The sequence below is a fragment of the Mesorhizobium sp. WSM4904 genome (assembly GCF_029674545.1).
GTDB lineage: Bacteria > Pseudomonadota > Alphaproteobacteria > Rhizobiales > Rhizobiaceae > Mesorhizobium.
Genome location: NZ_CP121354.1, coordinates 6,348,492 through 6,361,714 on the forward strand (window position 1 = coordinate 6,348,492; position 13,223 = coordinate 6,361,714).

Here is a 13,223-nt window from a genome sequence, read left to right on the forward strand (position 1 = left end):
AGCGATGCCTACTGCACCGTGACCTCGGACCGCTCGCCGGCCTTGATCGTCACCGACATTTCCTTGTCCTGGCCTTCGGCCGACATGTGCCGCACGACGACGTAGTCGCCGGCAGGAACTGTCTGCTGCCAGCTGTCGCCATAGCTCAAGCCCAGCGACTTGCGCTTGCCCTCGATGTCCTTCTTCGACGAGAACACCTCGATCGAGTAGGCGCCGGGCGCCGACATCGCCAGCACGCCGGCGTCCAGCGTAACCTTGATGTCCTGGTTGTCGCCGGCCTTGATGCTGAAGGGTTGTTCCGAGACGGCAAGATCGAGCGTGGTGATGACGACATAATCGTCCGGCGGCAACCAGAACTTGCTGTCGGCGCCATAAGAGTGCTCGACGCTCTCGCGACTGCCGTCGATCTTCTTCTTCGCCTTGATGACCTCGAAGCCTATACCGGAATTGTCGGCCTTGTCGCCGCCGGCGGTGTAGTAGGCGTTGAGCACGGCGTGGCCGACGCCGACGACGACGTCCTTCTCGACGGTCTGCCCGGCGGCAAGCTGGACGGTCTCGGTCGCGGTGCCGGCGCCGATCTGCACCGTCACCTTCTGCTCGCCGGCGGGGACGGTCGCCTTGGCGTCGCCATAGTGTGTGGTGCTGCCGCCCGGATAGTTGAAGTCGACACGCGCCTCGCCGCTGATCTCCGAGCCCTGGCTCGCATGCGGATGGATGACCAAGGTGCCGCCGTTCAGCGTGAACAGCGGCTTATAGACCTGACCGGCCTCTATTTTGATCTTCTGCTCGCTCCTTGCCTCGTCGTCGCGGCCGACGACGATGTAGTCGCCCGGCTCGAGGTTGGTCTTGAGCTCACCATACTCGGTCATGACCTGATCGCCGCGCGAGCCATCGGCCGCGGCTTTGTAAATCTCCCAGGCATTGCCATCGGTGATCGGATCGCCGCCCTCGGCCATGACCACGCTCGGCATGAAATTGAACTCAGGCTTGGCGGGTTCGGGCGCTGGCGCCGGTGCGGGAGCCGGGGTGGGCTCTGGCGCGGGAGCCGGCGTCGCGACGGTTTCGACGAGCGCCTGCTGCAGCGCCTTCTCGTCGGAGGCCTGGATGTATTTGCCGCCGGTATTTTCGGCGAGGCAGGCGATCTGCTTGCCCTCGTCGGCGGTCAGGCCGAAGCCGACCACGTCGGCGGTGAAGTCGACGCCGGTTTCCTTCAGCTCCTTGCCGAGCGCGCAAGGATCGCCGCCGCAGGTCTCCAGCCCATCGGTGATGAGGACGACGGTGGCCTTGTCCTCGGTGTATTTCAGCGCTTCGGCCGCCTGCTTGACGGCCGCCGTCAGCGGCGTCTTGCCGAGGAATTTCATGCTGTCGGCGGCAGCCGAAATCGCGCTCGCCGAACCAGCCTGCGGCGGCACGATCAGCTCGATATCCTCGCAGCTGCCCTTGGTGCGATGGCCATAGGCCATGAAGCCGATCTCGTCATCGGCCGGTACCGACTGCAGCACCGTCCGCAGCGATTCGCGCGCGATCTCGAGCTTCGGCTTGCCGTCGATCTGGGCCCACATGGAGCCGGATGCGTCGAGAATGATGATGACCTTGTTGGCGGCAAAGCCAAACGTGGTCGTCGACAAAAGGAGGATCGCCGCAGCGACGCTCCGTGCCAGTCCCGCCATGAAAATCTCCTGAGTGAGCCCCCTGTCCGCGCCGGGAAAGCTATTTGAGGCGGGCGTTGGAGACAAGTCCAACAGCCGGCGAAGTCGCTCAGTAGGTGGTGCGGCGCTCTTCCGAGGGCGGACGGCCGAATTGCAGCCGGTAGCTCTGCGCGAAATAGGAATGCGAGGTAAAACCGGTGGCGATCGCGACGTCGAGGATCGGCATGTTGGTCTGGCGCAGCAATTCGCGCGCCCGCTCGAGCCTGAGCCGCATGTAATAGCGGCCCGGCGTCACGTTGAGATGGCGCAAGAACAGGCGCTCGACCTGGCGCACCGAAAGCCCGGCCGACTTGGCGAGTTGCACCGCCGACAGCGGCTCGTCGAGATGGTCGGCCATCAATTCGACGATGCGTCTCAGCTTTTCCGACTTGCCGGTGAGGTCGCGCTCGGGGCCGACACGCTGGCGATCGCCCGCCGAGCGGATGCGCTCGTGCTGGAACTGGTTGGCGACGCCATTGGCAAGATTGGAGCCGAAATCGCCGCGCACGATCTCCAGCATCAGGTCGATCGAGGTGGTGCCGCCGGCGCAAGTGTAGCGCTTGCGGTCGATCTCGAAGACGTTGCCGGTGCAGTTGATGTCCGGGAAGCGCTCCATGAAGCCGGCGCGGTTCTCCCAGTGGATGGTGCAGCGATAGCCGTCGAGCTGCCCGGCCTCGGCGAGCAGGTAGGAGCCGACCGACAGCGCGCCGAGCGCGTTGCCGCGCCGGCCCCAGCTGCGCAGCGCCGCCAGCACCTTGCTCTTGCCGGGAAATTCGGTGGTCAGCCCGACCGACACGAACAGGATGTCGACCGGCGGCATGTCGGCGACGGAATAGTCGATCTTCAGCGGCAGGCCGTTGGAGGCCATGACCGCGTCGCCATCCGCCGATATCGTCGTCCAACCGTAAAAATCGCGGCCGAGCAGGCGGTTAGCCGAGCGGAAACAGTCGATCGCCGCGGCCAGCGAGAACATCGAGAACTTGTCGACCAGCAGGAAGCCGAACTGCCGCCCCCCCTGAACGGGATCGTTCGTGACCGGCCGTTCCACAGGGGCGATTAAGTTCGGCAAGGATCAAGCTTTCCGATCAGAAGGACGGCCGCTTCAACCCAGCCGCGAGGTAGGCGGAAGCTACAGTGTTGGCCATCAGCATGGCAATGGTCATCGGTCCGACGCCGCCTGGGACGGGCGTGATGGCGCCGGCGACCTTGGCCGCATCGGCATAGGCGACATCGCCGACCAGCCGCGACTTGCCCTCACCCTTTTCCGGGGCGGGGACGCGGTTGATGCCGACATCGATGACCGTGGCGCCGGGCTTCACCCAATCGCCCTTGACCATTTCCGGGCGGCCGACGGCGGCGACCAGGATGTCGGCGTTGCGGGCGAGTGCCGGCAGGTCCCTGGTGCGGCTATGGGCAATGGTGACGGTGCAGTTGGCGGCGAGCAGCAGATTGGCCATCGGCTTGCCGACGATGTTGGATCGGCCGACGACGACGGCGTTGAGGCCGGAAAGGTCCTTGCCGCGCACGCGCTCAATCAGCAGCATCGAGCCGGCCGGCGTGCAAGGCACGAAAGCGGTCTCCAGCTCGCCGGTGCCGAGCTTGCCGACATTGATGAAATGGAAGCCGTCGACATCCTTTTCCGGCGCGATCGTCTGGATGACCTTGCCGGCGTCGATGTGGCCAGGCAGCGGCAACTGCACGAGGATGCCGTGGATCGCCGGATCGGCGTTGAGGTCGCCGATGATCTTGAGCAGCTGGGCCTCGGTGGTCTCGGCCGGCAGCGTGTGCTGCAGCGAATGGAAACCGCATTCCTTGGCCGTGCGCGATTTCGAGGCGACATAGACCTGGCTCGCCGGATCCTCGCCGACGATCACCACCGCCAGGCCGGGCCTGGTCGCGCCCTTGGCCGACAGCTCGACGGTCAGTGCCTTGACCTTCTGAACCACGTCTTCGGCGACACTCTTTCCGTCGATCACTTCGGCCATCGCTACCCTCAACACTGTTCCACGGACGCGCTCACGCGCAGCCCTGATCCTCAATCCAGCATCGTGACCCGCCAGGCGCCAGGCGCGAACGGTCGAATGCAGCGCGGCATTTTCACGAAAATTCGACAGCGCAATCCCGTCAAAACGTCGTCGTATGCCGTAAACCCGAAACCGGCTGCTTTTATCGAAGCCAGCTTCTATCGGAGACCGGGCGTTTTAGAAATAGCGGCGGCGGGAGCGGCTTTCGGTCAGGTCGCGCACCGCCTCGCGGAACTCGCGCAGGCTAGCGCGGATCTCGTCGATCTGGCCCTGCTGATCGGCCGGCGACTGGTGCGCCTCGGCGACCGGCGGTTGCGAACGGGAAGACGCCGCCGACGATGTGTACGCATCCTCGAATGGTCCCGCAGGCTGCGGATAGTCCGGCTGATGGGAATAGGCACGGCTTTGCGCAGGCGGCGCCTCGAAGCCGCGCTCCGATAGCGGCGCGCTCCGGGCTCGCGCGGATTGGTCCAAAGCCGCTTCGACGGGCTCTTCCGACCGACGCAGCATGAAGTCGCGCAGCGACGAGGCCAAGGATCCCAAGAACCCCGGCCGGCCGGCATCGTTGGCGGGGACAGGCGATGGCGTGAACGGCGCAACCGGCGGGGACGTCGGCGGAGGGCTCGGCGGTGCGGCGCGATACACCCTGTCCTCGTAGGCCGGCGCACGCTCCTCGGGCCTGCGGCGCGAGCGGATGTCCGCCGTCTCGCGCAGGCTGGCATAGGCACCGCGCAGTGCGCCGAGGCCGATGCCGGCGAAGAAACCGGCAAGCAGGCCGGCCAGCGCCTTGACGGCGCGCGACGGCCCCTTGGCTTCGAGCGGCGGATAGGCCTCCGAAATCAAGCTGATGTTGGCGGTGTTGATGTCCTTCTGCTCGCCGGTCTCCTTGGCGCGCAGCAGGAACTGCTCGTAGACCGAGCGCTTGGCGGCCGCCTCGCGCTCGAGCTCGCGCAGCGAAACCAGGTTGTTGTTGACGTCGCCGCTCTGCACCTTGGCCTGTGCCAGACGAGACGACAAGTCCTGCTCGAGCTGCACGGAACGCTTCAGATCGACCTGCAGCGAGGACGCTATGCGCTGCAATTCCGCAGCGATACGTTCGCGCGCGCCGGCAAGCTGGGCGTTGAGCGCCTGAAGCTCCGGATGCCGCGGCCCGAACTTGATCGCGGCGCGGTCGGCTTCCTGTTTCAGCGCCGCATATTGCGAGCGCAGCTCGCCCATCGTGTTGGAGTTGATCTCTTCAGGCAAGGTGCCGTTGAGAACCGCGTTGACGTTCAAGGCGCGGGCCGAGGCGGCGCGGGCGTTGAGCTCGAGCGTGCGGGCGCGGGCGACCGAGAGCTGCTCGTTGAGCTTCAGCATCTGATCGTCGCTGATCAGGTGACCCTGGGCGTCGACAAGATCATGCGTGGCCCTGAAGTCCTCGACCTTGCGCTCGGCCGTCTCGACGCCCTTGCGCAACTCGTCGAGCCTGGCCGTCAGTTCGTCATTGGCGCGGCCCGCCGTGTTGGACTGGAGTTCGCTGGAGATCTGCTGGAAAGCAGTCCTCATCGTATTGGCGATCAGGGCCGACTTGTCGGGGCTCTCTGTCGTGGCGGTGATCGAGACGACGAAGGTCTTGCCGCCGCGCTCGACGTCCAGGCTCTCCGCCAGATTGCCGACGGCCAGCGCACGCCGGCGCGCTTCGTCGGCAGGGCCCCGTGCATCCTGCCGTGACAAGACCGAGCGGAGCATCGACATCAGGCCGATGCCGCCCTTGCCCTGGCCGTTGAACTCGGGGTCGTTTGCGAGGTTGAGATCCGTGACGACCTTGTTGAGGACCGCGCCCGAGGTGAGGATGCGAGCCTGGTTCTCGACGATGGCGAGTGTAGCATCCGAGGCGATCACATTCTGCGTCAGATCACGGTCGGTGAGCTTGAGGTCGCGCGGGTCGACGATGACCTCGGTGGTGGCCTCATATTTCTTCGGCGTCGACAGTGCGATGGCGATGCCGAGCGCAGCGCCCAGGATCGTCGTCGAAAGAATCAGCGCCTTGGATCGGGTGATGCCGCGAACGACCTGCATCGGGTCGATCAGCGGTTTCCATTCCTGATCGCCGCCGGCCGGCGGCCGGCTTGCGCGGCGAGGTTCGACATAGCGCGTTTCGAAACCGGGCTGCGGAGAATGGTCCGGGGGAAGGTTCCCTTCACGCGGTCCGGCTTGCAAGCCCCGCGTGGCCGAAACGTCCTCGTTCCGGGACGATTCGGGAAGCGGGTCGACCTGAGATTGACCGGGTTCGTCCGTTTTCGCGGACCATGGGTTCGATCGCCCTTCGCGCTCGAAGCGCGCGGCGCGGTGGCGCGCGGCGGCATCCTCGCGCCAAGACGGGTTGGCTCTGTCGCCGATGGAAACCAGCGAAGCGTCCGGGCTGTCCTCGCCACGCACGGCCCGGCCGAGCGCGAGCAAAGAGCGCTCGCGCCTCCAATCGTCACGGTTTTCCCTGTCGACCATGTCTGGAACTTACTCTCTGGCGGCTTGGAGAGGCGGTCGGCCAATCGTTAAGTCACGCTAAACAGGCATGGGAAATAAAAGGTTAATTTTGAACCCGGGAAAATACAGTTTCTCGCCTCGGTTGCAGCCCCGCTCAAGCCGCCGGGCCGCCGCCAGAACGGCACGTTAAGCTTTCCATCCTAGGCTTTCGACAGAGACATGACCCAGACCAGCGACATACCGCAAACGCGGACGCTCGCGCGGATCGGCCACTTCGTGGCCGCGCGCCGGAAGCTGGTCTTCGACTATCTTTCGGCGATCAGCGGCGCCGGCGGGCGGTTGGTGTTCTCGCTCGCCTATTTCGTGGCTCTCGCCAATACGCTGTCGATCGCCGAATTCGGCATGTTCGCCACGGCCTCGGCGGCGGGCGTGATGCTGTCGCGCCTGCTTGCCTTCGGCTTCATCTCGGCGCTCTACCGCACCGCCACGATCCGCCCGAACCTGATCGGCACCTTTACCGCCGGCTTCCTGTTCCTCGGCGCGATTTCGCTGCCGGTGCTTGCCGCCGCTTCCTACGGCGTCTACCTGATCTTCTTCGCCGGCACGGTGCAGCTGCCGGTGTTTGCCGCGGTCGTCTTCGCCGAAGCGCTCTTGTGGCGGCCGGTCGAGGTGGTGCTGATCGTCAACAACGGCCTCGGCAAGTTCGGCCGCGCCGCGGTGCTGGCGATCCTGGCGACGGCGCTCCGGTCAGCCGGCGCGGTTCTGTTCATGCTCGCCGCGCAGCGCACCATCGGCGTCTGGTCGTGGTTCTATATCGGCGCCAACGCCGTTTCGCTTTTCGTCGCCTTCGCCTTCTTCTACCCCCGCCAGCGACTGCGGCTGCGCACCGAGCTCTATGTCCGGCGGCTCGCCGATTCCATCTATGTGGCGGGGTCGGAGGTGCTGTTCTATCTGCAGATGGAGTTCGACAAGCTCCTGGTGCTTTCGATCGGCGGACCGCATCTTGCCGGCCTCTACGCCATCATCATGCGGCTGGTCGACCTCACCGCGATCCCGATCCGCACCTTCTCGATGATGCTGGTGCAGCGCATGATGCGCGCGCCCGAACTGCTTTCTCGGCTGGCGGTCAAGAGCGGCATCGAAGGCGGCGTGTTCCTGGTCTCGACGCTGGCGCTCCTGTCGCTCGGCATCGTGCTGCATTTCTTCCCGAATGCGCTCGGCAGGAACGTCGCCGAGGCGGCGCCGCTGGTGGCGCTCGCGGTCTGCGTGCCGGGCCTGCGCAATCTCGTCGAATACCAGGCCGAGCTTCTCTTCGCGCGCGGCCAGACCGCGGTGCGGGCGATCAATCTCGGGCTGCTCGCGGGTTTGAAGGCGATGCTGCTGACCTATGTGCTGACGACGATTGCCGACACGCCCGATCTGGTGCTGTCGCTCAACATTGTCTTCCTGCTGCTCTATCTCGCCTCGATGCTTTTGACCTATTCGGCGATGCGCAGGCCGGCCAAAGCGATCTGAACTCGAGCAGTTCATCGTTTCACGGAAACGCTGAACTGCTCTGACTATTTGTTTTTACGCAATTCCGGACGGAAAACCGCTACACACTTTTCCTGGAATTGCTCCAGCGATCGAGCCCCATCAAACGGCGGATGCGGCCGACATCGGTGCCTATGAAGGACTGCATGCCGATCGCCACCTGCTCGGGCGCCATGGCGTCGACGAAACGGCGGAACTCCTCGTCCGACAGCGCCTCGCCGTTCCAGTGGACGCGGCAGAATTCCACCGGATCATGGAAGTGGCCGGCGCCGTCGAGCACGTCGTCGACATAGCGGCCGTAGATCATGCATTCGGAGAATTTGCGCGCCGATCCGACGACGCTGACCCAGTCGCGCCCGTGCGTCTTTTCGATCCGCTCGCACATCGCTTTGACGGTCTCGCGGCGCCAGGCGATCAGCGTCGAGATGTAATCATGCGTCGAAGCCTTAATCGGGTCGATACCGAGCGCCGAGCCGGCATTGCGCGACCAGATGCGATGCTCGTCATGGCCGTCCTTGGCCAGCGCGCCATCGCGCCGGAACAGCCGCGTCTTGCCGTCGCGCCAGAAGACGCTCGCGTCGAACGGCTTGAGGAAGGCGACGTCGGAATCGCAAAAGACGAGCACGTCCTCCCTGGCATGGGCGGCAATGGCGATGCGGCGCAGCTGCTGCACGTGCCAGCCGCGCAGCGGCTGGGTCCTAAGACTGACCCAGACGCGGCGGTGGAACAGGCTGAGCGGGTCGTCGAAAGCGCGCAGCCAGCGCGGCAGAAGATCCCGCTCGTCGACGATCGTGCGGCTGCTGCCCTCGAGCCGACGAAACAGTGCCACGTCACGGTGCTCGACGAGGATGTAGTGCCGCGCGATACCGGTGACATGGCGGTCCATGGTCTCGCACAGCAGCCGGCAGCGCTCGAAATCCGGCGCGTAGCTCGCCGTCACGACCGCGGCCGACGGCGCGCGCGGCAGCGGCTCGATCCTGGTGGCGACGTCCGGCACGAAACGGCTGTTCAACGGCGCGCCTCCGCTGGCCGCGACCCGTGCGACAATTTCTGCTTGAGGACGCGCCACAGGAAGAGCGGGTTGCCGACCACGTAGCGGCGCCACAAGCGGGCGGGTTCGATCCACAAGCGAAACAGCCATTCGAGCCTGAGACGGCGCATCCACAGCGGGGCGCGCGGCACGGTGCCGCTGAGGAAATCGAGCAGCGCGCCGACCGCGATCGGCAGTGTGCAGTGACGAGCATCGATATGGCGCGCGATCCACAGTTCCTGGCGCGGCACGCCCATGGCGACCAGCAGCACATCCGGCTTCAGCCTGGCAATACGCTCGATAATTACGGGCTCCTCCGCGGGGGAGAAGTAGCCGTCATGGATGACGACGAATTTGTGCTGCACGGCGAGCGCCGAAAGCTTGAGGGACGCCGCCTCGGCATTGACCCGCGTCGCGCCAAGCAACGCCACGGTCAGCCGCCGCGTCGATGCCTGCAGGAAGGCCGGGATGAAATCGGTGCCGTTGAGATTGTCCGGGAAAGGCGAGCCGTAGAGCAGCTTCGCGGCAATGTCGACGCCGACGCCGTCCGGCAGCACGAGGAAATCGTCGAGCGCTTCGGCAAATACCGGATCGCTGTAGGCGAGATTGGCGTTGTGGGCGTTGAGGAAGCTCACCTTGGTGAAGCGCCGCTCGGCGATCAACCGCGAAAGCAGTGCGACGGCATCGTCCCAACGGACGGCAAGCACGGAGATACCGAGGATCCTCCTCAGCGTGTCGAAGCCGAAGGCGGCGCGCGCGGCATGCATATTCATGCCGCGACCTCGTGCCTGACGGCGCCGAGCCTCTCCAGCCCAAGCCGGATCGCGGCATCGAGCGCCTTCACCTGCTGGCGACGGAAGGCGCTGCCGTCTATGTCGCGAACATCGGCCGCCGCCGCTTCGAGCGCCGAGGCGAAGGCAATCGGATCGTCGGTCACGACACAGTTTTGCGGCCGATAGCCGATGCCGCGCAACGAGCGGCTGGTGGCAACGGAAGGCAGGCCAAGCTCGAAGGTCTCGATGGTTTTCAGCTGCACGCCGCTGCCGGCGGTACTGATCAGCGGAATGACGGCGCCACCGCGAACGAAGGCCTGGGCGTCAGGGACCCTGCCGACGAATTGGACGCCGGGATGGGTCGACGTCACGCCCGACGGCATGTTGCCGGCGATCCTGATGCGGAAATCCGCCTTAAGATGCGGAACGACCTTGGTCAGGAACCAGTCGAGGCCGATGCGGTTGGGCTGCCAGGTCCAGGTGCCAATGAGCGCGGCGTCGCAATCGATGCGGCGCGGACCGTTCTTCGCCGGCGCCTCGGCGCGCGTCACCAGCGGCAGCACCGCCGAGCGGTCGTCGGAGGCGACGCCGAGTGCCGCGCGATCCTCTTCGGCCAGCGTGAAGACGAAGCGTGCGGCGCGGCAGAGACGCTCTTCCATGACTGCGAGCAGTCTGGCCTCGCGGCGGAACAGCCAGCGTTGAAGCGCACTGCCGGCCGCGGCGGCGTTCTCCTCGGCCGAGCGATGCTCGACATTATGCGCGACGAAGATCGACGGCCGATCACTGAAGAGCCCTCCGAAGGCGCCGGCAAATTGCACGGAGTTGAGCACGTAACCGTCGAACGGGCCGGCGCGCTCGATTGCCGCGAGCACATCCGCATCGGAAACGACGCGCAGCTTGACCGAAGCGAAGGTGAGACCGGTGAGCATCGCCTTGCTCGCCCAGGCCAGCTTCTGCCGCGGCGAAGCGCTTTCGGTGCGCACATCGATCGCGCCGAGGACAATTGTGTTTTCGGGATCGGCGGCAGGCTTTCCCGGCCAGCTGAAGCCGATCACCGTCACGCGCACGCCGGCACGCCGCAGCGCGTCGATGATCGCGGCGTTGGCGATCTCGTAACCCGAGGCGAGAACGCCGTCGGGCACGATCGATGTGGCGAACAGCAGATGCATCTCACCTATCCATTGGTGTAGCCGGTAGCAGAACGCGGTGAAGCCTTGATTAAATGGCACCCCCAAAGGCCGAACGCCCCGGTTTCGTGGGACCCGCCGCGAAAGGTGATTAACGAAACGTTATCATCGGGCTGCTATCGAGAGCCGAACCCACACGGCTGGAAACGGATGCTCCCTTTGCCATCGGACGCTTTGGTATCGATTGTGGGGGTATCGATCGCGGGGGTATCGATCGCGGGGCGGTCTCCGGGCCTCGCCGCCGAGACCGTCGAGGCGGTCGTCACGCTGCCGACCTTCAAGCGGCCTCAGCTGCTCCTGGAAACGCTGGCATCGCTCAAAGCCCAGAAAACCTCGCGCCGCTTCGCCGTCATCGTCATGGAAAACGAGGCCGACGCGCGTGAGGGCGCCAAGGCGGCACTGCCGCTGTTCGAGAGCGGCGAGATGCCGGGCTTGGTGATCATCGCGCATGAGCGCGGCAATTGCAGCGCTTACAATGCCGGCTGGCAGACGGCGATGATGCAGTTCTCCAACTTCCGGCACCTTCTCGTCATCGACGACGACGAGGTCGCCGAGCCCGACTGGCTGGAGCGCATGTGCAGAGCCGCCGAGACGCTTCGAGCCGACATCGTCGGCGGGCCGCAAGTGCCGGTCTTCGCCGATCCCTCACATGCGGGATGGGCCGACCACCCGGTCTTTGCGCCGCCATACCGCGAAACGGGCCGTGTGCCGGCACTCTATTCGTCGGGCAATCTGCTGGTCGGGCGCAACGTGCTGATGGCCATGGGACCGCCCTTCCTCGATCTCAGGTTCAACTTCATGGGCGGCGGCGATTCCGATTTCCTCAGCCGCGCGTCGCAGCAGGGTTTCGCGCTCGGCTGGTGCGCCGAGGCAAGGGTCAGGGAAGGGGTTCCAGCGCGTCGCGTGGAGGCCGACTGGATCCGCGCCCGAAGCCTGCGCAACGGCGTGATCTCTACCCTGGTGGAAAAGAAGAAGCGAGCGGGCACGCCGTTCGCCGGGACCAAGGTTCTGCTGAAGAGCCTGGCTCTGCTTGCCGCCTCGCCGCTGCGCGGCGCCGTAAGGCTGGCGTGCACGGGTTCGCTGGCGACAGGCCTCTACCCCATCTATGTCGCGCTCGGTCGCGTGCTTGCCGAATTCGGATATGCCAATGAGCAGTACCGGCAGCCTGAGAAGAACTGAGCGCGCGCCGCTCAGCGCCGCCTTCACGCGCGAGGGCCTTGCGACGGCAATCGCGGCGCTGCTTTTTGCCACCATCATCGTGTCGTTCCGGCCCTTCCAGCCTGCCGGCGCCGAACTCACCGGCGATGGCGGCGATATCGTCAACCAGCTCGGCTTCGGCTCGCTCGGCGCCATCTCGATCTTCTCGCTGCTCGCCTTCGCGGATCCGCGCGTCGTGCGCTCGCTCATCAGCCCGTCCTGGGCACTGATGCTGGGCTTCTTCTTCCTGTCGGTGATATTGGCGACCGACCCGCCGTCGGCGACGCGCGCCGCCTCCTTCACCATGATCGGCATCATCACCATGGCGACGATCCTGGTGCTGCCGCGCGATGCCGATTCCTTCGCCAGGGTCATCATCTTCACCGCCGTCGTGGTGATGGGGCTCTCTTATGTCGGCCTCTTCGCCTTTCCGCACGAGGCGCTGCATACCACCCACTCGCAGGAGCCCGAGCATGCGGGCCTGTGGCGCGGCGTCTTCACCCACAAGAACATCGCGGGACCGGTGATGGCCTGCTTCAGCTTCGCCGGGCTCTATCTCTGGCGTCGCGGGCAGCGCTGGTGGGGCGTCGGCATCTTCTCAGCGGCCATGATCTTCATGCTGCACACCGGCTCGAAGACGACCGTCGGACTGGTGCCGTTCTCGATCCTGATCGTGGTGCTGCCCAGCCTCATCGGCATGCGGCTCGGCACGCCGATTCTGTTTCTGGCCGCGATCATCGCGACGGCGGTCGGCACGCTGGGCATCGTCTTCATCCCGCCTGTGAAGCATCTGGCCGCGGCCTATTTCCCGAACCTCACCTATACCGGCCGCACCACGCTGTGGGAGTTCGCCGGCGAGATGCTGGCGAAGAAGCCCTGGACCGGCTACGGCTACGAAAGCTTCTGGGGAACGCCGCTGCTGCTCAACCAGGACCAACCGTTCGACCGCCCCTGGGACATCCGCACCATCGTGCACGGCCATGACGGCTATCTCGACATCGCCGTGCTTATGGGCATCCCCGCGCTCTGCGTCGCGGTCTATACGTTCCTTATCGCGCCCCTGCGCGACTACATGCGCATCCCGCCGCGCAAGGAGAACATCCTCCTCGGCGACTTCTTCATGATGGTGGTGCTGTTCGCGGCGCTGAACGGTTTCCTCGAAAGCTTCTTCTTCCGCCGCGCCGACCCCGTCTGGCTGTTCTTCGTGTTCAGCGTGCTTGGCCTGAGACAAATGTCGCTGCGGCCTCTTCCGACTCGCAGTCCCAACTGATCTGGCCGATCGATCTCGTTGAGACTGGACTTTTCCCTAACCGCGCAAGCGTTTAAGG

General features: G+C 65.3%; 10 protein-coding genes. 3 read left to right on the plus strand and 7 right to left on the minus strand.

Annotated elements, in window-relative coordinates:
• Positions 1 to 8: 8 nt before the first annotated feature.
• From QAZ47_RS30695 to QAZ47_RS30710, 4 genes are all read right to left on the minus strand, one after another.
• A complete protein-coding gene (locus QAZ47_RS30695; protein ID WP_278231880.1) occupies positions 9 to 1,670 on the minus strand; it encodes a VWA domain-containing protein in 1,662 nt (553 codons plus the stop codon).
• A gap of 88 nt (positions 1,671 to 1,758) precedes the next feature.
• Positions 1,759 to 2,757 carry a GlxA family transcriptional regulator gene (locus QAZ47_RS30700; RefSeq protein ID WP_278075372.1) on the minus strand — a complete coding sequence of 333 codons (999 nt, stop codon included), beginning with the start codon at positions 2,755 to 2,757 and terminating at the stop codon, positions 1,759 to 1,761.
• A 16-nt stretch (positions 2,758 to 2,773) separates the two neighbouring features.
• Positions 2,774 to 3,673: a bifunctional methylenetetrahydrofolate dehydrogenase/methenyltetrahydrofolate cyclohydrolase FolD gene (gene folD, locus QAZ47_RS30705; RefSeq protein WP_278231882.1), complete on the minus strand. Its 900-nt coding sequence runs from the start codon at positions 3,671 to 3,673 to the stop codon at positions 2,774 to 2,776.
• A gap of 216 nt (positions 3,674 to 3,889) precedes the next feature.
• On the minus strand, positions 3,890 to 6,196 hold the full coding sequence (locus tag QAZ47_RS30710) for a GumC family protein (protein ID WP_278231884.1): 2,307 nt from the start codon (positions 6,194 to 6,196) through the stop codon (positions 3,890 to 3,892).
• A 198-nt stretch (positions 6,197 to 6,394) separates the two neighbouring features.
• On the opposite strand from QAZ47_RS30710, the gene QAZ47_RS30715 reads away from it, so the two are divergent.
• Positions 6,395 to 7,690 carry a lipopolysaccharide biosynthesis protein gene (locus tag QAZ47_RS30715; RefSeq protein ID WP_278231885.1) on the plus strand — a complete coding sequence of 432 codons (1,296 nt, stop codon included), beginning with the start codon at positions 6,395 to 6,397 and terminating at the stop codon, positions 7,688 to 7,690.
• Between the two features lie 79 nt (positions 7,691 to 7,769).
• Here QAZ47_RS30715 and QAZ47_RS30720 read toward each other — a convergent pair whose 3' ends face one another.
• The 3 genes from QAZ47_RS30720 to QAZ47_RS30730 are packed head-to-tail and all read right to left on the minus strand — an operon-like array spanning position 7,770 to position 10,680.
• Positions 7,770 to 8,720 carry a DUF6492 family protein gene (locus tag QAZ47_RS30720; RefSeq protein ID WP_278231886.1) on the minus strand — a complete coding sequence of 317 codons (951 nt, stop codon included), beginning with the start codon at positions 8,718 to 8,720 and terminating at the stop codon, positions 7,770 to 7,772.
• Positions 8,717 to 9,511, minus strand: a complete 795-nt coding sequence (locus tag QAZ47_RS30725; RefSeq protein ID WP_278231887.1) for a WecB/TagA/CpsF family glycosyltransferase — start codon at positions 9,509 to 9,511, stop codon at positions 8,717 to 8,719. The genes QAZ47_RS30720 and QAZ47_RS30725 overlap by 4 nt, the downstream gene beginning before the upstream one ends.
• Positions 9,508 to 10,680, minus strand: coding sequence for a glycosyltransferase family 4 protein (locus QAZ47_RS30730; RefSeq protein WP_278231888.1), 1,173 nt, complete (start codon positions 10,678 to 10,680; stop codon positions 9,508 to 9,510). Before QAZ47_RS30730 ends, QAZ47_RS30725 begins: the two co-directional genes overlap by 4 nt.
• A gap of 168 nt (positions 10,681 to 10,848) precedes the next feature.
• Between QAZ47_RS30730 and QAZ47_RS30735 the strand changes: the two genes are divergently transcribed.
• On the plus strand, positions 10,849 to 11,877 hold the full coding sequence (locus QAZ47_RS30735; protein ID WP_278231889.1) for a glycosyltransferase: 1,029 nt from the start codon (positions 10,849 to 10,851) through the stop codon (positions 11,875 to 11,877).
• On the plus strand, positions 11,846 to 13,165 hold the full coding sequence (locus tag QAZ47_RS30740; protein ID WP_278231890.1) for an O-antigen ligase: 1,320 nt from the start codon (positions 11,846 to 11,848) through the stop codon (positions 13,163 to 13,165). Before QAZ47_RS30735 ends, QAZ47_RS30740 begins: the two co-directional genes overlap by 32 nt.
• The last annotated feature ends 58 nt before the right edge of the window (positions 13,166 to 13,223 follow it).

What these genes read in the sequence shown, in the direction of transcription:
- QAZ47_RS30695 (WP_278231880.1), bottom strand. Translation starts at nt 1,670, where the DNA reads ATGGCGGGACTGGCACGGAGCGTCGCTGCGGCGATCCTCCTTTTGTCG.
- folD (WP_278231882.1), bottom strand. Translation starts at nt 3,673, where the DNA reads ATGGCCGAAGTGATCGACGGAAAGAGTGTCGCCGAAGACGTGGTTCAG.
- QAZ47_RS30710 (WP_278231884.1), bottom strand. Translation starts at nt 6,196, where the DNA reads ATGGTCGACAGGGAAAACCGTGACGATTGGAGGCGCGAGCGCTCTTTG.
- QAZ47_RS30715 (WP_278231885.1), top strand. Translation starts at nt 6,395, where the DNA reads ATGACCCAGACCAGCGACATACCGCAAACGCGGACGCTCGCGCGGATC.
- QAZ47_RS30725 (WP_278231887.1), bottom strand. Translation starts at nt 9,511, where the DNA reads ATGAATATGCATGCCGCGCGCGCCGCCTTCGGCTTCGACACGCTGAGG.
- QAZ47_RS30730 (WP_278231888.1), bottom strand. Translation starts at nt 10,680, where the DNA reads ATGCATCTGCTGTTCGCCACATCGATCGTGCCCGACGGCGTTCTCGCC.
- QAZ47_RS30735 (WP_278231889.1), top strand. Translation starts at nt 10,849, where the DNA reads ATGCTCCCTTTGCCATCGGACGCTTTGGTATCGATTGTGGGGGTATCG.
- QAZ47_RS30740 (WP_278231890.1), top strand. Translation starts at nt 11,846, where the DNA reads ATGAGCAGTACCGGCAGCCTGAGAAGAACTGAGCGCGCGCCGCTCAGC.